This window comes from Pseudorhodoferax soli (assembly GCF_003337555.1).
Lineage (GTDB): Bacteria > Pseudomonadota > Gammaproteobacteria > Burkholderiales > Burkholderiaceae_C > Pseudorhodoferax > Pseudorhodoferax soli.
In genome coordinates this window covers 291,434-315,360 of sequence record NZ_QPJK01000004.1, presented here as the reverse complement: position 1 = coordinate 315,360, position 23,927 = coordinate 291,434, and the positions used below count along the sequence as shown (strand labels likewise).

The window sequence follows — 23,927 nt, the reverse complement described above, 5'->3', positions numbered from 1 at the left end:
ATCCGGCGCGCTTCCTTGCCATGACCTCTCCCTCCATGATCCAGGCGGTGCCGCCAGCCGAGGCCCCGCTGCTGGACGGCATCGCCTTCCTGGCCCGTTACTTCGGCACTGCCGTCGAACGCAGCACCCTGCAGGAGGCCGCGCGCGGCAGCGGGGGCGCTGACGACCTGCTGGCCGTCTGCGCCGCGCGCGCCGGCCTGGCCTGCTCGCCGCTGCCGGCGGGCGAGGTGCGCGCCACCATGCTGCCGGCGCTGGTGCGCGGCGGCAACGGCCGCGTGCTGGTGGCCTTGCAGCGCGAGGGCGACCGCTTCGAATGCCATGTGCCCGGCGTGCAGGGCAGCCATTGGCTGGACCTGGCACAGCTGCAGGCCGAATGCCCGGGCGCGCGCTGGCACGCGGTGCGCCCCGCGCTGTTCTTCGACCAGCGCAGCCTGCTCTACACCCTGCCGTCCGCCCGGCGCTGGTTCTGGGACGTGTTCGGCCGCAACCGCTGGATCTTCGGCTGGGCCTTGCTCGGCACGCTGGCGCTGAACCTCTTCGGCGCGCTGATCCCGTTCTTCTCGATGGCGGTCTACGACCGGGTCGTGCCCAACAACGCGCTGGGCAGCCTGTGGGTTCTCACCCTGGCGGCCGTGCTGCTCATCGGCTTCGAGCTGGCCATGAAGCTCTTGCGCAGCGGCCTGCTCGAGTCCGCCGCCCGGCGCATGGACCTGGCCCTGTCGTCGGCCCTCTTCGCGCAGTGCCTGCGCCTGCGGGCAGCCACGCGTCCGGCCTCGGGCGGCGTGCTGGCCAATGTCGTGCGCGACTTCGAATCGGTGCGCGACTTCTTCGCCTCCGGCACCTTGGCCGTGCTCGGCGACCTGCCGTTCCTGCTGCTGTTCCTGGGCCTGATCGTGCTCATCGGCGGCTGGCTGGTGGTGGTGCCGCTGGCCATGATCGTGCTGATGCTGGCCAGCGCCTGGCTGCTGCAAAAGCCGCTGGCGCGCCAGGTCGCGTCCTCCACGCGCGAAGGTGCGCAGCGCACGGCCCATCTGTTCGAGACCATGAACGCGCTGGACACCGTCAAGTCGCTGGGCGCGGAGGCCTGGAGCCGGCGCAAGTGGGAGCAGTTGACGGTGGCCATCGCGCACAGCAGCCTGAAGACGCGCGAACTCGTCAACCTGGGCGCCTCGTTCTCCACCTCGGCCATGGGCCTGTCCAGCGTGCTGCTGGTCACCGCCGGCGCCGTGCTGATCGGCGAGCAGGCGCTCACGCTGGGGCAGCTCATCGGCGTCACCATGCTGTCCGGAAGGGCCATGACGCCCGTGGCGCAGATCGCCAGCCTGATGGTGCGCTGGCAACAGACCCGCCTGTCCCTGCTGGCCACCGACCAGATCATGGCCGCCGCCACCGACGATGCCGGCGCCACGCTGCACGCGCCGCCGCTGCGCGGTGCGCTGGAGCTGCGCGAGGTGCATTTCGCCTATCCCCAGCGCCCGGCGCTGCTGGACCGGCTGAGCCTGCGCATCCGGCCCGGCGAGCGGGTCGGCTTCATCGGCAAGCTGGGCTCGGGCAAGAGCACGCTGCTCAAGCTGGTGCTGAACCTGCACCAGCCCTCCAGCGGCAGCGTGCTGGTGGACGATCTCGTCACCACCCAGCTCGACGCGCTGAGCCTGCGGCGCCAGATCGGCTACGTGCCGCAGGATGTCACGCTGTTCCACGGCACGGTGCGCGAGAACATCGAGATGGGCCGGACCGACGGGGGCGATGCCGCGCTCATGGCCGCCATCCGCAGCGCCTGCCTGGACGAAACGCTGGCGCAGCTGCCCGCCGGCGCGGCCACGCAGGTCGGTGAGCGCGGCGAGCTGTTGTCCGGCGGCCAGCGCCAGGCCGTGGCCATCGCCCGGGCGCTGCTGCCCCAGCCCCGCCTGCTGCTGCTCGACGAGCCCAGCTCCATGATGGACCCGGCCACCGAGCAGCGCCTGATCGGCCAGCTGCGCGCGCTGCCCGACACCACGCTGCTGCTGGTCACGCACCGCATGGCCATGCTGCCGCTGGTCGACCGCCTGGTCGTGATGGACCGCGGCCGCGTCGTGGCCGACGGCCCGCGCGACCAGGTCCTGCGCGCGCTCGCGCAGAACGCCGGGGCTGTCCCGGCCCACCAGCAGGCCGCCGGCTGAGCCCGCCATGGCAAGCGATACCCACCACACGTTCGCCGGCCCCGCCGACCTGGACACCACGCCGCGCCGCCTGGCCCTGGCGCTGGTGGCCGCCCTGGCCTTGTCCTGCGTCGTCGCGCTGGCCTGGATGGCGCTGGCCCGGATCGACGTGGCCGTCAACGCCCGCGGCAGCGTCGTCGCACCCAGCCGCGTGCAGGAAGTGGCCAGCCTGGAAGGCGGCATCGTGCACCGCCTGCTGGTCAAGGCCGGCGACCAGGTGCTGCGCGGCCAGCCTCTGGCCCAGCTGGACCGGGCCCAGTACGCGGCCGACCTCGGCGAAAGCCTGCAGACGCGCATGGCCTTGCAGGCCGCGCGCATCCGCGTCGATGCGCTGCTGGCCGGCCGCACACCCGACTTCTCGGGCCTGGAGCCGGCGGCGGCGCCGCTCGTGCGCGAGGAGCGGCGCCTGTGGCAAGAGGCCTGGCGAGAACACCAGGCCGGCCAGGCCGCCACCGCCGAAACCGTGCGCGCGCGCGCAGCCGAGCTGCAGGAGGCGCATGGCCGCATCGCCAGCCTGCAGGCCTCCGAGGCCTCGGCGCGCGAATCGCTGCAGATCGAGGAGCGCCTGCTGCAGGCCGGTGCCGGCGCACGCGCCGACTTCCTGGCGGCCCAGCAGCGCTGGCTGGCCCAGAAGGGCGAGCTGTCCGCGCTGCGCGAATCGCTGGCGCGGCTGCAGGCCGCGCTGGCCGAGGCACGGGCCCAGGGCGCCGGGCTCACGGCCCGCGCACGCACGCAGTGGGGCCAGCAGCGCACCGAGATCGAGGGCAAGCTCGGCACCCTGTCGCCGCAGGTCCAGGGGCGGGAAGACCGGCTGCAGCGGCGCGAGTTGCTCTCGCCCATGGATGGCGTCGTCAACCGCGTGCTCATCGCCACCCAGGGCGGCGTGGCCGGCGCCGGCGCGCCCATCCTGGAGATCGTGCCGCACGACGACGCGCTGCGCATCAGCGCCCGGGTCGGTCCGGCGGACATCGGCTTCCTGCACGCGCAGCAGCAGGCGCGGGTGCGCGTGGCGGCCTTCGACGCGTCGATCTACGGCACGCTGGACGCCACCGTCCAGCGGGTGGGGGCCGACGTGCTGCTGGACACCGACAAGCAGCCCTATTTCGAGGTCGAGCTCATGGCCGCGCACAGCCACCTGGAGCACGACGGCAAGCGGCTGGCCTTGCTGCCCGGCATGTCGGTGGATGCCAGCATCCTCACGGGCCAGCGCACCGTGCTGCAGTACCTGCTCAAGCCGGTGTTCAAGACCCTGGGCACCGCCCTGCAGGAGCGCTGATGGCCAGGCGTGTTCTCGTGGCGGCGGCGCTGTGCCTGGCCTGGCTGGCCGGCACCGCCATGGCGCAGGCGGAGGTGCAGGCGGAGGCGGCCTGGACGCTGCCCCGGGCGCTGGACCAGGCCCTGGCGCGCGATGCGCGTGTGGCCGGCGCCCGTGCCAATGCGCAGGCCGTGCGGGCGCAGCAGCGCCAGGCCGATGGCCGGCTGTGGCCCAGCGCAGGCGTGCGCCTGACCCATGGCCGCAGTTCCGACCGCGATCCGCCGTTCGTGCTGGAGCGCACCACGCGCCGCGGTGAAGCCTTCGTGCGCTGGAACCTGTTCAACGGCCTGGAGGACCAGCGCCAGATCGCGGCCCAGGGCTTCGATGCGATCGCCGCCGAGGCCGATCTGCTGCAGGCGCTGGACGAAGCCTGCGAACGCATCGCTGCCGCCTACTACACGCTGCTGCGCCAGCAGCACCTGGCCGGGCTGGCCCGCGAGCGCCTGCGCGAGGTCGAGCGGCTGGCCGCGCGCGTGGCCAGCCAGGCCGCGCTGGGCAAGACCTCGGATGCCGATGCCCAGCTGGCCGATGCCTCGCGCATCGACGCGCAGCTCGCGCTGCAGGGCATCGAGGCCGAGCGGCGTGCGGCCCAGGCCCGGCTGTCCGTCCTGCTGGGGCTGGCCCAGGGCGCTGCGCCGCGGGTGGCCGACGCGCCACTGCCGCCCATCGATGCCGGCCTGGATTTGCAAGCGTGGGCCGGGCAGGCGGAGCGGCAGAACGGGCAGTGGCTGGCCGCTGCCGCGCGCGTGGCCGGCGCACGGCGCCGCATGGCCGGCATCGCACCGGAGTACCTGCCGCGGCTGGACCTGGACCTGCGCCGCAGCCTGTACGACCGGACCGATCCGCAACCCACCACCGCGCAGCGCCATGGCTGGTCCGTCGGCGTGACCTGGGAGGTGCCGCTGGGCGGCGCGCCACGCGCACGCCAGGACGAGTTGCGCGCCCGCGCCGAGCTGGCCGAGGCCGAGCTGCAGCGCGTGCGGGACGAGGTGCAGGCCGACGCTGGTGCTGCGCGTGAGCAGGCACGCCAGACCGCCAGCGCCGCACCGCAGCTGGCGCAGCAGCGCCAGCGCTGGGAGCTGGTGGTGCGCGCCAGCGAACTGCAGTTCGACGCCGGGCGGCGCAGCCTGATGCAGCTGATCGACCAGTACGACCGGCGCTTCGGCGTGCAGCAGCGCGACATCGACAACGCCTGGCAGCAGGCCGAGGCCCACCTGCGGCTGCGCCGCCTGGCCGGTGACCTGGCCGAATGGTTCGGGGTGCTGGAAAGCGGCGGGCGCTGAGGCCGGGGCCGGCGCACGCATCCGACGCGCCGCCGACCGCGGCCTCGCACGCACCGGGCGATCAGTCCGCCAGCACCAGTGGCCCCGCGCTCGCCGCCGCCGCATACAGCCGCTCGACCTCGGCGCTGCGCCGCTGCAGCACCGCGCGCTGGTTGATGTAGCCCTTGTCCGTGATCTCGCCGGCCTCCAGTGCAGGCGGGGTGCCCAGCACCAGCGCGCGGCGCGGGCTGCGTGCCGAGCCGGCGCCCGCAGCGGCCTGCTCCTGCATCAGGCGGCGCAGCGCGGCCTGCAACGCCTGCGGTTGCTGCAGGCCGGCCGCCGAGGCGAAGACCAGCAGACCGATCTCGGCGCGGTCGTGGCCCGCGACGACGATGTCCTGCACCAGCGGCGCAAGCCGCGACACCAGCTCCACACGCAGCGTGCCGACCGAGACCCAGGTGCCGCTGGACAGCTTGAAGTCCTCGGCCACGCGGCCATCGAACACGATGCCGCGCCCGGGATGCCCCGGGTCGAGCAGCCGGCCTGCGTCGCCGATGCGGTAGTAGCCCTGCTCGTCGAAGGCCGCGGCCGTCTCTTGCGGGGCGCGCAGGTAGCCCGGGAACACGGAGATGCCGCGGATGCGCATCTCCAGCTTGTCGCCGCTCGGCACGAAGCGCACCGCCATGCCGGGCAGCGGGTTGCCGATGCAGCCCGCGCCGTCCTGCTGCCAATGCGCCGTGGTGATGGCCGGCGCGGTCTCGGTGCAGCCCCACGACGTGGTGAGCCACAGCGGCCGGCCCGGGCGCACGCGCTCGGCCACGGCCTGCAGGCGCTGCCAGGTGGAGGGCGCCAGCGCGGCCGCCGCGTAGAAGGCCAGGCGCAGGCGCAAAAGGATGTCCGCGGCCAGTGCGTCGTCGGCCTCCATGAGGGGCAGCAGCATGTCGAAGCCGCGCGGCACGTTGAACCACAGCGTGGGCCGCACCTCGCGCAGGTTGCGCGCGGTCTTCTCGACCAGCCCCGGCGCGGGCCGGCCTTCGTCGATGTACAGCGTGCCGCCGTGCGCCAGCACCATGTGCAGGTTGTGGTTGCCGCCGAAGGTGTGGCTCCAGGGCAGCCAGTCCACCAGCACGGGCTTCTCCTGCGCCAGGAAGCGCCAGGTCTGCGCCATCTGCTGCTGGTTGGCGCACAGCATGCGGTGCGTGTTGATGACCGCCTTGGGCCGGCCCGTGGAGCCGGAGGTCAGCAGGTACTTGGCATGGTCGTCCGGGGTGATGGTGTCGAAGGCCTGGCGCACGGCCGGCGTCTCGCGCGTGGCCAAGAGCGCATCGAAGGCCAGCGCACCGGGCCAGTCCTGCGCGTGCGCGCTGAAGACGCAGGGCACGCCCAGGTCGCAGGCCGCCATGGCCGGCCCGTAGGCATGCGCATCGGCCGCGTAGACCAGGGCCGGTTGCAGCAGCGCGAGCATCTCCCGCAAGCGCGTGAAGTCGCTGGCCTGGCGCGCGTAGGCGCTGGACAGCGAGCACACCGGCCGGCCCACCTGCATGGCGGACAGCATCAGCACGGCGTGGTCCAGCGCGTTGTCCGAGAGGATGACCACCGGGCGCCCCGCCGGCAGCCGCAGATCCAGCAGCGCCTGGCCGACCGCGCCCACGGCCTGGCGCAAGGCCGCATAGTCCAGCCGGCGCCAGGCCTGGCCGTCGGCCGTGCGCTCGGCCAGCGCCAGGGCCTGCGGTGTCGCCTGGGCCCAATGCTCCAGCCATTCGCCGACGCAGCGCGCATGGGGCTGCAGCGCCTCGGGCGAGCGCAGCACGAAGGAGCCGTCGCCGAGTTCGGTGCGCAGCGCGGCGGGTGGGGCGACCTGGTCGGGGTCGCTCAGGAAGTCGATGGGCGCCATGCTCAGTCCAGCTGCGGGTGGTCGGCCTTGGCCGCCATGAGGCCCAGCAGCAGCTGGTCGCGTGCGCGCTGCAGCTCGGCCGCGCTGCGGCCGGCCAGTGCGGCATCCACGCCGGCCACCACCTTGGCCTGCAGTTCGGCATGCAGGGTGGGCGCGCCCAGGTCCTGCCACCAGCTGTCGATGGGGCCGCCCAGGTGCGCCAGCAGATGCGCCATGCCGCCTTCGCCGCCCGAGAGGTGCAGGTTCAGGAACGGCCCCAGCAAGGCCCAGCGCAGGCCGGGGCCGTGCGCGATGGCGGTGTCGATGTCGGCCACGCTGGCCACGCCCTGGTCGACGAGGTGGAAGGCCTCGCGCCACAGCGCGGCCTGCAGCCGGTTGGCGATGTGCCCCTGGATCTCGCGCCGCACCTGGATCGGCTTCTTGCCGATGGCGCGGTAGAAGTCCATGGCCCGCGCGATGGACTCGGGCGCCGTCTGCTTGCCGCCACCGACCTCCACCAGCGGGATCAGGTGCGGCGGGTTGAACGGGTGGCCCAGCACCACGCGCTCCGGGTGCGCGCAGGCCGCCTGCATGGCGCTGACGGCCAGCCCCGAGGAGCTGGACGCCAGCAGTGCGTCGGCCGGCGCCGCGGCGTCCATGCGGGCGTAGAGGGCGGTCTTGAGGTCCACGCGCTCGGGGCCGTTCTCTTGCACGACATCGGCCCCGGCCACGGCGTCTTCGAGCCGCGCATGGAAGCGCAGCCGCTCGGGCGCGGCGCCTTCGGCCAGGCCCATGGCCTCCAGGGCCGGCCAATGGCGTGCCACGGCTGCGCGCAGGCGCTGCTCGGCACCTTCGGCCGGGTCGGTGGCGGCCACGTCCAGCCCGCGCGCGAGGAAGCAGGCGGCCCAGCTCGCGCCGATCACGCCCGTGCCGACGACGGCGACCCGGCGAACGGGGGGCACAGAAGTACCTCCGGGCTGACGCGCTGCAGTGCGAGCGCCTTCGGGCGGCCGGGCGGCGCTCACAGCGCCTTCCAGCGCGCGCAGCGCGATTCGGCCCGGGTGGTCCACGCGGCTTCGCCCGCGATGGTCTGCACGACCTTGTAGTAGTCCCAGGGCTCCTGCGATTCGGCCGGCGTCTTGACCTGCACCAGCCGCATGTCGTGCACCATGAGCCCGTCCTCGCGCAGCCAGCCGTTCTGCATGAACATGTCGTTCACCCGGGTCTTGCGCAGCTGGGCCATGACCTTGTCGCCGTCGTCGGTGCCCGCCGCCTGCACGGCCTTGAGGTACTGCAGCGCGGCCGAGTAGTCGCCTGCATGGAACGAGGTCGGCATGCGCTTGTGCTTGTCGAAGAAGCGGCGTGCCCAGGCGCGCGCCTCGGGCGACTGGTTCCAGTACCAGCTGTCGGTCAGGAACATGCCTTGCGCGGTCTTCAGGCCCAGCGCGTGCACGTCGTTGATGGTGATGATCATGCCCGCCAGCTGCATGTTCTTGCCGATGCCGAACTCGGCGGCCGACTTGATCGCGTTGACGGTGTCGCTGCCGGCGTTGGCCAGCGCCAGCACCTGGGCCTTGGAGGCCTGCGCCTGCAGCATGAAGGAGGAGAAGTCGTTCGCGCCCAGCGGGTGCTTGACCGAGCCGGCCACCGTGCCGCCGTTGGCCTGCAGCGTCTTGCTCGCGTCGGCCTGCAGCGCGGTGCCGAAGGCGTAGTCGGCCGTCACGAAGAACCAGCTCTTGCCACCCGATCGGGCGACGGCGTTGGCCGTGCCGCGCGCCATGGCCACGGTGTCGTACGCGTAGTGCACGGTGTAGGGCGAGCAGTGCTCGTTGGTCAGGCCAGAGGCGCCCGCGCCGACGACGAAGTAGGGCCGCTTCTTCTCGGCCGCCACGCCGGCCATGGCGATCGCCGCACCCGAGCCCACGCCGCCGATCAGCATGTCCAGCTTGTTCACGTCGAACCACTCGCGCGCCTTGGCGGCCGCGATGTCGGCCTTGTTCTGGTGGTCCACGGTCAGCAGTTCGATCTTCCTGCCGTTGACCATGCCGCCCATGTCGGCGATCGCCATGCGCACGGCCTCGGCACCGGCCGGGCCGTCGTAGTCGCGGTACAGGCCGGACATGTCGCTGACGAAGCCGATGCGGACCGCGTCGTCGGAGATCTGCGCCTGCGCGCCGGCCGCGCAGGCCAGGCCGGCGCACAGCGCGAGCAGGGTTCGTTGGGGGGCCATGGGCATGTCTCCTGTCACTGGTGGTTCGGGGCGAAGGCGGGACGCGGCCCGCCGGTGCGCGGCAGGCCCATGATCTGGCGTGCCTCGGCAGGCGTGGCCGGTTCCATGTCGAGCTCGCGGATGATGCGCACGATGCGCTCGGTCAGCTGCACGTTGGTGGCCGGTTCGCCCTGGCGGAAGTACAGGTTGTCCTCCAGGCCCACGCGCGCATGGCCGCCCAGCAGCAGCGCGGCCACGTTGGCCTCCAGCTGCGCAGGGCCGATGCCGCTCACGCAGAAGATGCTGTCTTTCGGCAGCGTGTCCACCATCTGCTGCAGGAAGCGCGGCGAGTAGGGCATGGCGTTCTGGAAGTTGCGGTGCACGTTCATGACCAGGTTGATGAAGTGCGGCCCGTCGTCATGGCCTTCGCCGATCAGCGTCGTCACGTCCTGCAGGATGTGGGTGGGGCTGAACACCTCCCACTCGGGCTTGATGCCGCGCGCCTGCATGCCGGCCGCCAGCTCCCGGCCCTTGGACAGCGGCGTGTCCATGAGGATCTCCCTGCCTTCGAAGGAGAGGTTCAGCGTGGTGGCGTCCAGCGTGCACATCTCGGCGCCGGCGTCCATGCCCTTGATGCGCTCTTCCCAGGCGATCTCCCAGCGGTCGCCGGCGAGCGGGCGCACCATGTCGCCGTGCACACCGCCGCCCGTGGAGTTGTTGAGCACGATGTCGCAGCCGGCCGCGCGGATGCGCTGGTTCATGTCGCGGTAGACGGCCGGGTCGCAGGTGGCGCCATCGTCGGGCCGGCGCGCGTGCAGCGCGACCACGCTGGCGCCCGCGTTCCAGCAGCGCACCACGTCCTCGGCGATCTCCCGGGGCTGGGTGGGCAGGTGCGGGTTCTGCGACTTGTGGGCCATGCCGCCGGTGGGGGCGATGGTCACGATGACCTTGCGTCTGGACATGCTGTCTCCGTGCGTGGGGATGCGGCATGTTCGGCCGCGGGCCGCGTGCATTCAGTCATCGCGACGACATTCGGCCTCAGGGTTTTCGCGGTGCGCGGCGGTGGCTGCTATGGTGGCGGCCCCCACCATGCGCCGCGCCACCCCGCCCCAGGATGCCTTCACGCTGGACCGCCTGCTCGACGGCTCGGCCTGGTTCTCGGCGCTCGACGCGGCCGCACGCGCACGCGTGCGCAGCGACATGCAGCAGGTCGATGTGGCCGCCGGCGCCGCGCTGTGCCGCATGGGCGATGCGCCGCAGCACTGGTACGGCGCCATCGACGGCCTGCTCAAGTGGGCCGTGACGGCGGAGGACGGCCGCTCGGTCACGCTGGGCGGCCTGTCGCGCGGCAGCTGGTTCGGCGAGGGCACGCTGCTGCGTGCCGTGCCGCGCACGGCCGACATCATTGCGCTGCGGCCCAGCCGCGTGGCGCTGATGCCGGTGGAGACCTTCCAGTGGCTGCACGCCACCGAGCGCGCCTTCGACCATTTCCTGCTGCGCCAGATCAACGAGCGCATGCACTGGTTCCTGGGCAACTTCGCGGCCCACCACCTGCTGGACACCGACAGCCAGGTGGCCCGCGCGCTGGTCGGCCTGTTCCACCCCTGGCTGCACCCGGGCAGCGACCCGCACCTGGCGGTCTCGCAGGAGGAGATCGCCAACCTGTCGGGCCTGTCGCGCCAGCGCTGCAATGCGGCGCTGCGCCGGCTGGCCGAGTCCGGCTTGATCGCCGTGGGCTACGGTGGCATCACGGTGCTGGACCTGCCGGCCTTGCGCCGCCGGGTGCCGGGCTGAGCACGCCGCTCCCGCGGGCCGAGCCGCTCAGGGCGCCTGGCGCTGCGTCAATTCAGTCTTGAGGTGCCGCACCAGCGCCTGCACCTTGGGCACGTTGGCGCGGTTCTCCGGCAGCAAGGCCTTGAGCCAGAACGCGTCCAGCGGAAAGTCCGCCAGCACCGGCAGCAGCGTGCCGTTGCCGAGCGCGGGCCGGGCCAGGTAGTCGCCCAGGATGGCGATGCCGTTGCCTGCCAGCGCGGCCGACAGCAGCAGCTGGGCTTCGTTGGTGTTCAGGCGCGGCTGCACCTTCACGCTGACGCGGCCCGCCGCGCTGTCGAAGCTCCAGGTGCTGCCCGTCGGCAGGAAGTTCAGGATGGCGTGGTCCTTGAGCTCGCTCGGGTGGCGCGGCGTGCCACGCTCCTGCAGGTAGCGCGGCGCCGCGCAGGCCGTGCGCGGCATGGGGCACAGCGGCTCTTCCACCACGCCGGCGTAGGCGTCGGGCATCATGGTCAACGCCAGGTCGAAGCCCTCTTCGGCCGGGTTCACGGCACGGTCCAGCGCCACGACCTCCAGGTGCAGCAGCGGGTACAGGCGCTGGAATCGCTCGAGCAGCGGGCCGACCAGGCAGACCGTCACCGAGGTCGGCGCCTTGATGCGCAGCTGGCCCTGCAGCTGGTCGCCGACCGGGTGGGCGAACAGCTCCTGCGCGTCGGTCACCACGCGCTGCACCGCCGGCAGGTAGCCGCGGCCCACCGGCGTCAGGCGCACGCGCCGTGTCGTGCGTTCGAACAGCGCGCCCTGGATCTGCGCCTCCAGCTGGCCGATGCGCTTGGTTACGACGGACGGCGCGATGCCGAGTTCGCGCGCCGCGGCCGAGAAGCTCTCGGTGCGGGCCACCACCAGGAAGGTCCGCAGGTTCGAGAGGGTGTCCAAGCGCGGGCCGCGTCAGTCGACTGAGATGTTCTGCGCCCGGATGATCGCGCCCAGCAGCGCAGCCTCTTCCTTCACGCGCTGGTGCAGGCCCTCGCTGGAGGTGCCCACGGCCTGCCAGCCCTGGTTGAGCAGGCGTGTGCGGGTCTCGGGTTCGCGCATGATGCGCGGCACCTCGGCCGCGAGCCGCGCCTGCGCGGCCCTGGACAGCCCGGCCGGCCCGACCAGCGCCGTCCAGACCTCGAGGTTGAAGTCCTTCACGCCGGCGTCGGCCAGCGGCGCCACCGAGGGCACCAGCGCGCTGCGCCCGCTCGTGACACCGATGGCCTTGAGCTTGCCGGCCTGCACCTGCGGCATGGCCACGCCCGGCGGCACCAGCGCCATCTGCACCTGCCCGCCGATGATGGCGGTGACCACCGCCGGGTTGCCCGAGTAGGGCACGTGCACGGGCGCGATGCCGGATTTGCTCTTGAGCAGTTCCATGCCCAGGTGGGCGACCGAGCCGGCACCGACGGAGCCGTAGTTGGCGCTGGCGCCGGCCTGGCGCATCGCGGCGAAGAAGGCGGCGCCGTCGGGCAGCTGCGGCGCGGCCACCAGCACCAGCGGCGCGGTGGCCAGCAGCGAGATCTCGGCGAAGTCCTTCTGCGGGTCGTAGCTGAGCTTGGGGTTGAGCAGCCTGGCGGAGGTCAGGTTGCCGTTGATCACGACGCCCAGCGTGTGGTCGTCCGTGGCCTTGGCGACCTGGTCGGCCGCGATGTTGCCGGAGGCGCCGGGCTTGTTCTCGACGATGACGGGCTGGCCCAGCACGCGGCTCAGCGGATCGGCCAGCGCGCGCGCCGCCATGTCGGGCGTGGAGCCGCCCGGGAACCCCACGAGCAGCCGGACCGGCCGGGTCGGCCAGGTGGGGTCTGCGGCCTGGGCAGTGCCGAGCGTGGCGCCCAGCGCGCATGCCGCGAGCCAGGCCAGGGTCGTGCGTCTTGTCTCTGTGTTCAAAGTCTCTCTCCTGAAGCGTTGGTCAATCGTCGCGGCCGAGCCAGGCGCCGTCCTGTGCGAGCTGCGCCTGCAGCGCCGGCACGTCGATCGCGCGCAGGTCCTGGCCCTGCTGCAGCGCCTGCGCTGCCGCGGTGCCGGCCGCCTGGCCCATGACGAAGCAGGCTCCGGACACGCGCGCGGCCGACTGGCCCAGGTGCGTCATCGAGGCGCAGCGGCCGGCGACCAGCACATTGTCCAGGCCACGCGGCAGCAGCATGCGGTAAGGCAGGTGGTTGTAGCCGCGGGCCCGCGGGATGTCCTGCCACTGGAAGGCGATGTTGCCGGCCACGTGTTCCTCGATCATCCAGCCGTTGACGCCGATGGTGTCCGCAAAGCTCACGCAGTCCAGCACGTCGCGCGCGCTGAGCTGGTAGTCGCCGAGCACGCGGCGGGTCTCGCGCACGCCGACCTGCGGCGCGATCTCCAGCAGGTAGGCGTTCTCGAAGCCAGGCGCATAGGCCCGCAGGAAGCGGAAGAAATTCAGGATCTGGCGCCGCCCCTCGATCTCGGCGGCGCTGAGTTCCAGCGCATTGGTGCCGTCCACCGGGCCGCCCTCGGCGTTGGCCAGCTGGGTCACGTTGGCGCGCCACTCGGCCGGGTTCTTCTGCGGCCGGATGATGGGCGTCTTGCGGGCGAAGGTGTAGCCGTCGCGCTCGGCCTGTTCCATGAGGCCGTCGAAGCGGTTCCAGATGTCGCCCGCACGCTGCGGGTCCACGCCGTTCACGCGGAACATGGTGGAGGGGTACATCATGTCCTCGCCCTGGCCGTCGGCATCGCGGCCCTTCTCGAACGGCGCGCCGGCCCAGGTGGCCAGGTCGCCGTCGCCCGAGCAGTCGATGAACACGCGGCCCAGCACGGCCTGGCGGCCCGACTTGGTCTCCAGCAGCAGCGCCGCCACGCGGCCCGGCGCGGCCATCTGCACACCCACCGCCTGGGCGTGGAACAGCACCTGCGCGCCGCTGGCCACGACCACGTCGTCGGCCGCGAGCTTGAAGGCCGCGTTGTCGTACGCCTGGGCGGCGATCTTGCCGCCGAACAGCAGGTGCGGCTCGCGCAGGCCGCCCAGTGCGTCCATGCGTTGCAGCAGGTCGTCGGCGATGCCGTGCACGACCTGGCGCACCGTGCCGCGCACATTGGCGTGCAGGCCGCAGAAGTTGGTCACGCCGGCCGCCGTGCCCATGCCGCCGAGGAAGCCGTAGCCCTCCACCAGCAATGTGCTGCGGCCCTGGCGCGCGCTGGCGGCAGCCGCGGCAATGCCGGCCGGCCCGCCGCCGAGCACCACCACGTCGTAGGCGCCGAAGACAGGGGTCTGGCGGCTCGGTTCGGTGATCGGTTCGAAAGTGCTGGCTTGCATTGCGGGGCGCTCCATGAAGTGTGGAGCGCATGGTAGTGATGCAGGACATCGCAAACAATCGGCCGCGGCGCGAGCGGAAAATTCGCGATTCGCGAATAGTCAGTCATAGGACGGGCTCCGCCGCGCTGGACCTCATGCGCCAGTCCAGCAAGACGCTGGCGGGCCGCGTCGCCTACGTGGACATGGCGCCGGTGGACACCGAGGAAGCGGCGCAGGCCGGCATCGCCGACGCGCAGCTGTGGCTGCGCGGCGGCTTTCCCGACAGCCTGTTGGCCAGCGACGACCGGCTCAGCCTGGACTGGCGGCGCGACTTCATCCGCAGCTACCTGGAGCGCGATGTGCCCATGTTCGCGCCGCGCATGCCGGCCGAGGCCATCGGACGCCTGTGGACCATGCTGGCGCACCAGCAGGGCGGCGTGCTGAACCAGGCCCGCATCGCCAGCGCGCTGGGTGTGTCCAACCCCACCATCGACCGCTACATCGATCTGCTCGTGGACCTGCGCCTGGTGCTGCGCCTGGGGCCCTGGTCCGGCAACGTCGGCAAACGGCTGGTCAAGTCGCCCAAGGTCTACGTGCGCGACAGCGGCGTGCTGCATGCGCTGCTCGAGCTGCAGACCATGGACGATCTGCTGGGCCACCCCGTCGGCGGCCTGAGCTACGAGGGCCATTGCATCGCGAGCCTGGTCCAGGCGGCCGGCGCGCGGCGCCTGCCGTATTTCTACCGCACGCATGCGGGCGCAGAGATCGACCTGGTGCTGGAGCAGGGAGGCCGCCCGGAGATCGCCATCGAGATCAAGCGCTCGACGGCGCCCAGTCTGGACAAGGGCTTCGGCGTGGCCTGCGACGACCTGGGCATCACCGAGCGCTACGTGGTCTACCCCGGCACCGAACGTTTCCCGCTGCGCCATGGCGCTGGGCCTGCGCGAGCTGGCGCAGTTGCTGCGCGCCTGAGCGGCGCGCGTGGCCAGGTCTGTCAGGGCGCCGACACCGCGCAGCGGTAGCTGTCCGCGCTCAGCGGGTCGCCCGCCACGTACTGCGGGTAGTTCGCATAGCGGCACAGCGGCCGCGTGGCCAGCGTGGCGTAGGGCGCCGCCGTGGCCTTGCGCACCTGCACCAGTGCGTCGGCCGGCGCCTGGCCCGTGCTGACCCACTGGTCCAGCGTGTTCAGCATGTCGTGGTGGGTGGGCACCGGGCAGGCCAGGTAGTTGTTGACCACGCCGTCGGCCAGGCCGTCCAGCGCGTCGCAGGCGGTGTCGAGCGCGTCGGCCACCAGGCGCACCTTGGCCGCGCTCAGCGTGCCGCCCGAGAACTGCGGCTGCGTGAAGCCGATGAAGCCGTTGAACAGCCCGGTCCAGTGGATCACGGGCACGGCCGAGACGATGCCGTCGAAGTCGGCCGGGTGGCGCTGCGCCATCGTCAGGCCCTCGCGCCCGCCTTCCGGGCCGCCGTAGAAGTACTGCCTGGCCGGCGCGCGCAGGTGGGCCTCCCCGGTCGTGAAAAGGATGCCTACACGCCGAGCCGCTCGGCCAGCGCCTGCGGATCGGCCAGCAGCGCCGCGGAGGCGCCGTGCAGCACGATCTGCCCCTTCTCCATGACCAGCGCGCGGTCCGTGTGCGCGAGCACGCGGCGCCAGTCGCGGTCGACGATCAGCGTGGCGATGCCGCTCGTGCGGATGCCGGCGATCACACGCCAGATCTCGGCCACGATCAGCGGCGCCAGGCCCTCGGTGGCCTCGTCGAGGATCAACAGGCGCGGGTTGGTCATCAGCGCGCGGCCGATCGACAGCATCTGCTGTTCGCCGCCCGACAGCTGGTTGCCGCCGTTGTTCAGCCGCTCCGCGAGGCGCGGGAAGGTGGCCAGCACGCGCTCGCAGGTCCAGGCCTTCTTGCCGTCGATGCCGGGCCGGGCCGCCATGACCAGGTTTTCGCGCACCGACAGGTTGGGGAAGATGCCGCGGCCCTCCGGCACGTAGCCGATGCCCAGCCGTGCCATCTTCTCGGGCGGCAGGCCGGCGACCTCGCGGCCGTCGCACTGCACGCGGCCCTGCGCGGGCCGCACATAGCCCATCAGCGTGCGGATCAGCGTGGTCTTGCCCATGCCGTTGCGACCCAGCAGGCCCACCGCCGTGGCGACCGGGATCTCGGCCGAGACGCCGTGCAGGATGTGGCTGTCGCCGTAGAAGGTGTGCAAGCCATCGAAGCGGATCATGCGTGTTCCTCCTCGCCCAGGTAGGCGCTGCGCACCTGCGGGTCGTTGCGGATCGCGTCCGGGTTGCCGGTGGCGATGACTGCGCCGTTGACCATGACCGTGATGCGCTCGGCGATGCGGAACACGGCATCCATGTCGTGCTCCACGAGCAGGATGGCGTGAAGAGGCTTGAGGCGCTCGAGCAGGCCCAGCATGCGCTCGGTCTCCTCGGCGCCCATGCCGGCCAGCGGCTCGTCGAGCAGCAGCACGCGCGGCTTCGTTGCCAGGCACATCGCAACCTCGAGCTGCCGCTTCGCGCCGTGGCTCAGTTGGCCGGCGGTGCGCGTGGCCAGGGCCGCGAGGCCGGTGGCCTCGAGCGCCGCATCGGCCGCACTGCCGCTCGTGGGGCAGGCGCGCGCCGACTGCCAGATCGCCCAGGGCCGCGGCGTGGCGGCCTGCGCTGCCAGGCGGCAGTTCTCGTGCACAGTGAACTCCGGGAAGATCGTCGTGCGCTGGTAGCTGCGGCCCACGCCCGCCAGCGCGCGGCGCGCCTGCGGCCAGGCCGTGATGTCCTCGCCATCGAGCGTGATTCGCCCCTCGGAGGCCGCGATCTCGCCCGACAGCATGTTGATCAGCGTGGACTTGCCCGCGCCGTTGGTGCCGATCACGGCATGCACCTCGCCCAGGCGCAGGTCCAGCGAGACGGCGTTGACGGCCACCAGCCCGCCGAAGCGGCGCGTGAGGCCTTTGACCTGCAGCAGTGCGCTCATGGCTTGGCCCTCCTTTGCGCCAGGCCGATCAAGCCCTTGGGCAACAGCGCCACGAAGCCGATGATGGCCAGCCCCAGCGTCAGCTGCCAGTGGTCGGCCAGCGGGCCGATCAGCGCGTGCGTGCCCAGCAGCTCCTTGAGCAGCGTGAAGACCACGGCCCCCAGCACCGCGCCGCGCAGGTGGCCGATGCCGCCCAGGATCACCATCAGCAGCACCTCGCCCGAGATGTGCCAGGACAGCATCTCGGGGTTGACAACGCCGTCGCGCGCGGCCACCAGGAAGCCCGCCAGAGCGGCCAGCGCGCCGGCCAGCACGAAGGCCGCGAGCTTGTAGCCGTAGGTCGGGAAACCGGCCGCGCGCATGCGCTGCTCGTTCACGCGGATGCCGGCCAGCGCCGCGCCGAAGCGCGAGCGCCGCACCACCGCCAGCAGCCCATAGGTGAACACCAGCGCGGCCAGCACCACGTAGAACAGCACGGTGCGGTTCTCCATGTCCAGCGGGCCGGCGGCCGGGCGCACGTAGAGGTAGATGCCATCGCTGCCGCCGCCGACCGGCGTGTCGTGGAACACGAAGTACGCCATCTGCGCGAAGGCCAGCGTGACCATGATGAAGTACAGGCCGCGCGTGCGCAGGGAGAGCGCGCCGACCGCCAGCGCGTACAGCGCCCCGCCCCCCATCGCCAGGAACAGCAGCCAGAACAGGTTGCCGCCGCCATCGCCCGAGCCCAGCACGGTGATGTAGGCGCCGATGCCGTAGTAGGCCGCGTGGCCCAGGCTCACCAGTCCGGTCATACCGACCAGCAGCTGCAGGCTCAGCGCGAAGATGGCCAGCACCATGACCTTGACCAGCAGGTCGGCCCCGTAGCCGCCGAGCAAGGGGCCGGCGATGCCCAGCGCGATGGCCACGGCCAGCGGCAGCCACAGGCCTTCGAAGCTGCGCGGGGGAGGCGAGGAGGTCGGGGTGGGCATGGCAAGTGTGGTCGTGTTCATGCGCGCCGCCCCATCAGCCCCTCGGGCCGCCAGACCAGCACGATGGCCATCAGCACGTAGATGCCGATGCCTGCGAGTTCGGCGAAGAAGACCTTGCCGAAGGTGTCGACGAAGCCGACCAGCAGCGAGGCCACGAGCGCGCCCGTGATCGAGCCGATGCCGCCGATCACCACCACCACAAAGCAGATGATCAGCACGCTGGCGCCCATGTTGGGATAGACCGAGGCCATGGGCGCGGCGATCATGCCGGCCAGCGCCGCCAGCGCCACGCCGGCCGCGAACACCGTGCGGTACAGGCGCCGGATGTCGATGCCCAGGCCGCGCACCATGTCGCGGTCGCTCGCGCCGGCGCGCACCATCATGCCGAGCCGCGTGCGGTTGACCACCGCGTACAGCGCGAGTGCCAGCACGATGCAGGCGCCCGAGGCAAACAGCCGGTACCAGGGGTACTGCATGATGCCGCCCAGGCCGAAGCTGCCGGCCAGCCAGTCGGGCACCGGCACGCCGTGCACGTCGTTGCCCACCAGCATGGCGCGCAGCTCCTCGAACACCAGGATCAGGCCGTAGGTCATGAGCACCTGCTGCAGGTGTTCGCGCTGGTAGAGGTAGCTGAAGAACACCCACTCCAGCACGTAGCCGAAGAGGGCCGCCAGCACCATGCCGGCCAGCAGCATCAAGAGGAAGTTGTTGCCGAACAGCGGCGACAGCGCGAACGCCATGTAGGCGCCGAGCATGTAGAAGCTGCCGTGCGCCAGGTTGATCACGCCCATGATCCCGAAGATCAGCGTGAGCCCCGACGCCAGCAGGAACAGCAGCAGCCCATATTGCACGGCATTCAGGCACTGCACGAGAAAGGTGGCAAGGTCCACGGCGGTCACCCCCGGCGAGACGAAGACAGGCATGGCGCGCGCGGCGCCCTGCACGAAGCGCTGCTCAGTTCTTGCAGCCGCGGGCGGGGTCGGACAGCGCCTTGGACGCGACGCCCACGACCTTGTTCTCCTTGCCGTCGACCTTGCGCAGGTAGATGTCCTGCACCGGGTTGTGCGACTTGGACATCGTGAACGTGCCGCGCGGGCTGTCGAACCTGGCCTTCTCCACGGCGGCGGCGAATTCGGGCTTCTTGCCCACGTCGCCCTTCACGGCGTCCAGGCCCACGCGCAGGATCTGCGCGGCGTCGTAGCCCTGCACGCCGTACACGTCGGGCTGGAGCTTGAAGGCCTTGGCATAGGCGGTGCGGAAGGCCTTGTCCTTGGGCACGGCCAGGTCGTCGGCATAGTGCAGCGTGGTCAGGATGCCCTGCGCGGCATCGCCCTGGGCCTCCAGCGTGCCATCGGTCAGGAAGCCCGAGCCGTACAGCGGCACGGTCTTGTTCAGGCCCGCGGCCGCGTAGTCCTTGACGAACTTCACGGCGCCGCCGCCCGCGAAGAAGGCGAACACCGCATCGGGCTTGGCCGCGGCGATCTCGGTCAGCAGCGCCTGGAATTCCACGTTGGGAAACGGCAGCGTGACCTGCTTGGTGACCTTGCCGCCTTCCTTCTCGAAGCCTTCCTTGAAGGCGTTGGTCATCTCTTCGCCCGCCGCGTACTTCCAGGTGATGGTCATCGCGGTCTTCTTCTTCTCCTGCCTGGCCGCCACCACGCCCATGCCGTAGGAGGACTGCCAGTTGGAGAACGAACTGCGGAAGATGTTGGGCGCGCACATCGGGCCGGTCACGGCGTCCGACCCTGCGTTGGGCACGATCAGCAGGGTGTTGCTCTCCTTCGCGGCGCGCGCCATGGCCATGGCCACGCCCGAATGCACGGTGCCCACGATCACGTCGACCTTGTCGCGCTTGATGAGCTTGTTGACGTTCTCGGTGGCCTTGGCCGGATCGGACTCGTCGTCGACCTTGAAGTACTCGATCTCACGGCCCGCGAGCTTGCCGCCCTGCTCGTCCACGTAGAGCTTGAAGCCGTTCTCGATGGCCACGCCCAGCGCGGTGTAGGTGCCGCTGTAGGGCAGCATCAGGCCGACCTTGAGCTTCTCGCCGCTTTGCGCATGGGCGCTGCCCGCGAGGGCGAAGGCGGCCAGCGCCAGGGTGGCGCGGCGGGTCAGGTGTGAGGTCATCGTTGTCTCCGGTGGTGAATGAATGCGTTCGTCGCGGCGATCACCTGCGCGCTCTGGTCGCGGTGCGGGGAATGGCCGCACTGCGGCAGCTCGAGCAGTTCGGTGCCGGGCACGCCTTCGGCGATGCCGCGGATCTGGGCCAGCGTGCCGTAGGCATCGTCCAGGCCCTGGATGGCCAGCACCGGGCAGCGGATGGCGGCCAGCGCGTCGGTGATGTTCCAGCGCGCGAAGGGCGGGTGCAGCCAGATGCGGTTCCAGCCCCAGAAGGCCGAGTCGGGGTCGGCGTGGTGGCGCGCCAGGCCGGCGCGCAGGCTGCCGTGTTCGTAGTCCTCGCGCGCGCGGCGGATGTTGGCCAGCGTGATGTCCTCGACGAAGATGTGCGGCGCCAGCAGCACCAGGCCGGCCACGCGCGCCGGGTGGCCGGCGGCGTGCAGCAGCGCGATGGAGCCGCCGTCGCTGTGGCCGACGAGCCAGGCCGGCTGCGCCACGTCGAGCGCGTCGAGCAGCGCGGGCAGCACTTCCTCGGCCTGGCGGTGCATGAAGTCCAGGCCCCAGGTTTCGCCCTCGGCGCGCGGCGTGGAGCGGCCATAGCCGGGGCGCGAGAACACCAGGCCGCGCGCGCCCGCGGCGTCGCACAGGCGCTCGGGGAAGTCCTTCCACATCGACAGCGAGCCCAGGCCTTCGTGCAGGAACACCAGCAGCGGCGCCTTGGCCTGCTCCGCGTGCCGCGCTGGCAGCCAGGCGTATTCGATCTCGACGCGGCGGTCGCGCCAGTCGATGGCGACGCTGTCGCTCACAGCCTGGCTTCCTGCTCGCGCAGCCGGAAGCGCTGGATCTTGCCCGTGGCCGTCTTCGGCAACTCGGCGATGAAGGCGATCTGGCGCGGGTACTTGTAGGGTGCCAGGCGTTCCTTGACGAAGGCCTTGAGCTGCTCTTCGTCGGCCTGCTGGCCGTCCTTGAGCACCACGAAGGCCTTGGTGCGCGTGAGGCCGTCGGCGTCCGGCGTGCCGATCACGGCGGCCTCCAGCACGCTGGGATGCTGCATCAGCGTGCTCTCGACCTCGAACGGCGAGACGTAGATGCCGCTGACCTTGAGCATGTCGTCGCTGCGGCCCGAATAGGTGTAGTAGCCATCGCCGTCGCGCACGTACTTGTCGCCGCTCTTGGTCCAGCCGCCCTGGAAGGTCTCGCGCGTCTTGTCGCGGTTGCCCCAGTACATCAGCGCGGCGCTGGGGCCGCGGATGTACAGGTCGCCGACCTCACCAATGGCCACCGGCGCGCCGTCCTCGCCACGCAGTTCGATGTCGTAGCCCGGCACCGGCTTGCCGGTGGTGCCGTAGCGCACGTCGTCGGGCCGGTTGGAGAGGAACACGTGCAGCATCTCGGTGGAGCCGATGCCGTCGACGATGTCCACGCCGAAGCGCGCCTTGAAGCGCTCGGCGATCTCGGCCGGCAGCGCCTCGCCGGCCGAGGAGCACATGCGCAGCGCCACGTCCGCGCGCTGCGGCAGGCGGGGCGAGGCCAGCATGCCGGCGAAGCCCGTGGGCGCGCCGAAGAACACGGTGGGCCTGCACTGCAGTTCGGTCCAGCGCTTGAACACCGCGTCGGGCGTGGGCCGTTCGGCCATCAGCACCACGCAGGCGCCGACCGACAGCGGGAAGCTCAGCGCATTGCCCAGGCCGTAGGCGAAGTACAGCTTGGCGGCGGAAAAGCACACATCCTTGTCGGTCAGCGCCAGCACGCCCTTGCCGTAGAGCTCGGTGGTCCACCACAGGTTGCGCTGCGTGTGCACCGTGCCCTTGGGCCGGCCGGTGGAACCCGAGGAGTAGAGCCAGAAGCCGGGCTCGTCGCCCGTCGTCGGTGCGGGCGCGGGGGCGGGCTGCACGGCGGCCAGCGCCGCCTCGAACTCCAGCGCGCCAGCCCGCAGCGGCGCCACCGGCTGCGAGACGATGGTGGTGTGCAGTTCGTGGCTGGCCGTCTCCATGCCGGATTGCAGGGCGGGCAGCAGCGCACCGGAGACCAGCGCGGCCTGGGCGCGGCTGTGCTCCAGCATGTAGGCGTAGTCCGCCGGCGTCAGCAGCGTGTTGACGGCCACCGGCACCACGCCGGCGTACAGGCACCCGAGGAAGCTCACGGGCCAGTCGTGCGTGTCCAGCATCAGCAGCAGCACGCGCTCTTCACGGCGCAGGCCGGCCGCCAGCAGCGCGGCGGCCAGACGGCGCGCGCGCTGCTCCAGCTGGCCGTAGCTCAGCGGGCCGCGGTCGTCGATGTAGGCCAGCCGGTCGCCGCGGCGGCGGTGCAGCGCGAACAGGTGCTCGGCGAAGTTGAAGGGGCCGTCGGGGGGCGTGGGCATGGGTGTCTCCGTCTGTTCGGGATGCTCAGAGGCCGAGCGCGGCCAGCACGGGCGGGCTGGCCTGCACCGCGCTGCGCTGGTGGTAGAAGTCCAGTGCGCGCAGGCCGCCGAGCTCGGCGCCGCCGCCGGCGCGGCCCGGGCCGCCGTGCAGCGACTGCGGCATCACGTTGCCGTGGCCCGTGTGCGCCTGCGCCACGTCGGGCGTGACCACGTGCACGCGGCCGTGGCTGGCGGCCAGGGCCAGCGCGCTGGCGCCCAGCAGCGCCGCGTCGTCGCCATAGAGCGAGGCCACCAGCGAACCCTGGCCGCGCCGGGCCAGCGCCAGCGCGTGCGGCACATCGCGGTAGGCCAACAGCGTGGCGACCGGGCCGAACACCTCCGTGTCGTGCACGGCCTGCGCGCCATCGGCATCGCGCGTGCCCAGCAGCACGGGCGCGACGCAGGCCGCCACGGCCGGGTCGGCGTCCACCAGCGGCTGGGTCCGCCCGTCGTGCAGGATCCCGGCGGCCTGGGCGAGCTGCGCCACGCCCTGCTGCACCGCGTCGAACTGCGTGCGGCTCACCAGCGCGCCCATGCGCACGCTCTCGTTGCGCGGGTTGCCGGTGCTGACCTTGGCCAGCTTGGCGGCGATGGCCTCCGCCGCCGCGCCGTAGACCGCCTCGGGCACCAGGATGCGCCGGATCGCCGTGCACTTCTGGCCCGACTTGACGGTCATCTCGCGCACCACCTCGCGCACCAGCAGGTCGAAGGCCGGCGTGCCGGGCGTGGCGTCGGGCAGCGCCAGCGCGCTGTTCAGGCTGTCGGCCTCGATGTTGGCGCGCACCGCATGGCGGGCCAGGGCCGGGTGGCTGCGGACCACGGCGGCCGTCTCGGCCGAGCCCGTGAACGAAACCACGTCGAAGGACTCCAGCGCATCCAGCAGGCCGGCCGAGCTGCCGCAGACGATGGACAGCGCACCCGCGGGCAGGATGCCGGCGTCGACCACGTCCTGCACCATGCGCTGCGTGAGCCAGGCCGTGGCGGTGGCCGGCTTCACCACCACCGCCATGCCGGACAGCAGGGCGGGCGCGGCCTTCTCCCACAGGCCCCAGGCCGGGAAGTTGAAGGCGTTGATGAACAGGGCCAGGCCTGGCCGCGGCACCTGCACGTGCTGGGCCAGGAACGCCTCCTTGGCCAGGCGCACGGGCTCGCCGTCGCGCAGCGCGCGGGCGTCGCCCAGGGCGGCACCCCATTTGGCGTACTGACCCAGCGTGAACAGCGCGCCATCGATGTCCACGGCCGAGTCGTTCTTCACGGTGCCGCAGTTGGCGGTGGCGATCGCGTCGTAGGCAGCGCGGTGGGTTTGCAGCAGCTGGCAGACCTGGGCCAGCAGCGCGGCGCGTTCGCGGTAGGTGAGTGCCTGCAGGGCCGCGCTGCCCTGGCGCCGCGCGAAGTCGAAGGTGTCCTGCAGGTCCAGGCCCGTGGCGTCCACGCGCACGAGCGCAGTGCCGAGCACGGGGTCCAGCAGCGTGCTGCCGGCACCGGTGCCGGTTTGCCAGCGGCCGCAGACGAAGTTGGGGAGCAGTGCGGTCATGGC

Annotated in this window: 21 protein-coding genes; 5 read left to right on the top strand and 16 right to left on the bottom strand. The window is 71.9% G+C overall.

Annotated features, from left to right (window positions below):
• The first annotated feature begins 20 nt into the window (after window positions 1-20).
• The 3 genes from DES41_RS16180 to DES41_RS16170 are packed head-to-tail and all read left to right on the top strand — an operon-like array spanning window position 21 to window position 4,796.
• Window positions 21-2,159 (top strand): type I secretion system permease/ATPase, encoded by a 2,139-nt coding sequence (locus DES41_RS16180; RefSeq protein WP_245965735.1) that lies wholly within the window; start codon window positions 21-23, stop codon window positions 2,157-2,159.
• A 7-nt stretch (window positions 2,160-2,166) separates the two neighbouring features.
• Window positions 2,167-3,474 carry an HlyD family type I secretion periplasmic adaptor subunit gene (locus tag DES41_RS16175; protein ID WP_114468688.1) on the top strand — a complete coding sequence of 436 codons (1,308 nt, stop codon included), beginning with the start codon at window positions 2,167-2,169 and terminating at the stop codon, window positions 3,472-3,474.
• Window positions 3,474-4,796 carry a TolC family protein gene (locus tag DES41_RS16170; protein WP_114468687.1) on the top strand — a complete coding sequence of 441 codons (1,323 nt, stop codon included), beginning with the start codon at window positions 3,474-3,476 and terminating at the stop codon, window positions 4,794-4,796. The genes DES41_RS16175 and DES41_RS16170 overlap by 1 nt, the downstream gene beginning before the upstream one ends.
• A 61-nt stretch (window positions 4,797-4,857) precedes the next feature.
• Here the strand turns inward: DES41_RS16170 and DES41_RS16165 are convergent, their stop codons facing one another.
• Genes DES41_RS16165 through DES41_RS16150 form a run of 4 tightly spaced genes read right to left on the bottom strand, consistent with a single transcriptional unit; the run spans window position 4,858 to window position 9,819 of the window.
• Entirely contained in the window at window positions 4,858-6,669 is a 1,812-nt protein-coding gene (locus tag DES41_RS16165) for a feruloyl-CoA synthase (RefSeq protein WP_114468686.1), read from the bottom strand.
• A gap of 2 nt (window positions 6,670-6,671) precedes the next feature.
• Window positions 6,672-7,610 (bottom strand): 3-hydroxyacyl-CoA dehydrogenase NAD-binding domain-containing protein, encoded by a 939-nt coding sequence (locus tag DES41_RS16160; RefSeq protein WP_114468685.1) that lies wholly within the window; start codon window positions 7,608-7,610, stop codon window positions 6,672-6,674.
• 59 nt (window positions 7,611-7,669) lie between these two features.
• Window positions 7,670-8,878, bottom strand: coding sequence for an ABC transporter substrate-binding protein (locus DES41_RS16155; protein WP_114468684.1), 1,209 nt, complete (start codon window positions 8,876-8,878; stop codon window positions 7,670-7,672).
• 14 nt (window positions 8,879-8,892) lie between these two features.
• Window positions 8,893-9,819, bottom strand: coding sequence for a beta-keto acid cleavage family enzyme (locus DES41_RS16150; RefSeq protein WP_114468683.1), 927 nt, complete (start codon window positions 9,817-9,819; stop codon window positions 8,893-8,895).
• Window positions 9,820-9,946: 127 nt separating this feature from the next.
• On the opposite strand from DES41_RS16150, the gene DES41_RS16145 reads away from it, so the two are divergent.
• On the top strand, window positions 9,947-10,651 hold the full coding sequence (locus DES41_RS16145; RefSeq protein ID WP_114469012.1) for a Crp/Fnr family transcriptional regulator: 705 nt from the start codon (window positions 9,947-9,949) through the stop codon (window positions 10,649-10,651).
• A 27-nt stretch (window positions 10,652-10,678) separates the two neighbouring features.
• On the opposite strand, the gene DES41_RS16140 is transcribed toward DES41_RS16145, so the two are convergent.
• From DES41_RS16140 to DES41_RS16130, 3 genes are read right to left on the bottom strand one after another with little or no spacing between them, the layout of a single operon-like run.
• A complete protein-coding gene (locus DES41_RS16140) occupies window positions 10,679-11,563 on the bottom strand; it encodes a LysR family transcriptional regulator (RefSeq protein WP_114468682.1) in 885 nt (294 codons plus the stop codon).
• Window positions 11,564-11,575: 12 nt separating this feature from the next.
• Window positions 11,576-12,553, bottom strand: coding sequence for a Bug family tripartite tricarboxylate transporter substrate binding protein (locus DES41_RS16135; protein WP_425466368.1), 978 nt, complete (start codon window positions 12,551-12,553; stop codon window positions 11,576-11,578).
• Window positions 12,554-12,575: 22 nt separating this feature from the next.
• Window positions 12,576-13,946 (bottom strand): FAD-dependent oxidoreductase, encoded by a 1,371-nt coding sequence (locus DES41_RS16130; RefSeq protein ID WP_114468681.1) that lies wholly within the window; start codon window positions 13,944-13,946, stop codon window positions 12,576-12,578.
• Window positions 13,947-14,080: 134 nt separating this feature from the next.
• Between DES41_RS16130 and DES41_RS16125 the strand changes: the two genes are divergently transcribed.
• Window positions 14,081-14,947, top strand: coding sequence for an ATP-binding protein (locus DES41_RS16125; RefSeq protein WP_245965734.1), 867 nt, complete (start codon window positions 14,081-14,083; stop codon window positions 14,945-14,947).
• On the opposite strand, the gene DES41_RS38430 is transcribed toward DES41_RS16125, so the two are convergent.
• From DES41_RS38430 to DES41_RS16075, 9 genes are all read right to left on the bottom strand, one after another.
• A complete protein-coding gene (locus tag DES41_RS38430) occupies window positions 14,920-15,423 on the bottom strand; it encodes a tannase/feruloyl esterase family alpha/beta hydrolase (RefSeq protein ID WP_281277213.1) in 504 nt (167 codons plus the stop codon). The two genes, DES41_RS16125 and DES41_RS38430, sit on opposite strands and share 28 nt — an antisense overlap.
• A gap of 29 nt (window positions 15,424-15,452) precedes the next feature.
• On the bottom strand, window positions 15,453-16,154 hold the full coding sequence (locus DES41_RS16110; RefSeq protein WP_114468679.1) for an ABC transporter ATP-binding protein: 702 nt from the start codon (window positions 16,152-16,154) through the stop codon (window positions 15,453-15,455).
• Window positions 16,151-16,903 carry an ABC transporter ATP-binding protein gene (locus DES41_RS16105; protein ID WP_114468678.1) on the bottom strand — a complete coding sequence of 251 codons (753 nt, stop codon included), beginning with the start codon at window positions 16,901-16,903 and terminating at the stop codon, window positions 16,151-16,153. The genes DES41_RS16110 and DES41_RS16105 overlap by 4 nt, the downstream gene beginning before the upstream one ends.
• Window positions 16,900-17,871: a branched-chain amino acid ABC transporter permease gene (locus DES41_RS16100; RefSeq protein WP_211332992.1), complete on the bottom strand. Its 972-nt coding sequence runs from the start codon at window positions 17,869-17,871 to the stop codon at window positions 16,900-16,902. Before DES41_RS16100 ends, DES41_RS16105 begins: the two co-directional genes overlap by 4 nt.
• Before the next feature lie 17 nt (window positions 17,872-17,888).
• Complete coding sequence (locus DES41_RS16095) at window positions 17,889-18,761, bottom strand: branched-chain amino acid ABC transporter permease (protein ID WP_114469009.1); 873 nt, start codon at window positions 18,759-18,761, stop codon at window positions 17,889-17,891.
• Between the two features lie 64 nt (window positions 18,762-18,825).
• Entirely contained in the window at window positions 18,826-19,998 is a 1,173-nt protein-coding gene (locus DES41_RS16090) for an ABC transporter substrate-binding protein (RefSeq protein WP_114468676.1), read from the bottom strand.
• Window positions 19,995-20,795 carry an alpha/beta fold hydrolase gene (locus DES41_RS16085; RefSeq protein ID WP_114468675.1) on the bottom strand — a complete coding sequence of 267 codons (801 nt, stop codon included), beginning with the start codon at window positions 20,793-20,795 and terminating at the stop codon, window positions 19,995-19,997. Before DES41_RS16085 ends, DES41_RS16090 begins: the two co-directional genes overlap by 4 nt.
• A complete protein-coding gene (locus DES41_RS16080; RefSeq protein ID WP_114468674.1) occupies window positions 20,792-22,351 on the bottom strand; it encodes a benzoate-CoA ligase family protein in 1,560 nt (519 codons plus the stop codon). Before DES41_RS16080 ends, DES41_RS16085 begins: the two co-directional genes overlap by 4 nt.
• Window positions 22,352-22,376: 25 nt before the next feature.
• Window positions 22,377-23,924, bottom strand: coding sequence for a 3,4-dehydroadipyl-CoA semialdehyde dehydrogenase (locus DES41_RS16075; protein ID WP_114469008.1), 1,548 nt, complete (start codon window positions 23,922-23,924; stop codon window positions 22,377-22,379).
• Window positions 23,925-23,927: the final 3 nt, after the last annotated feature.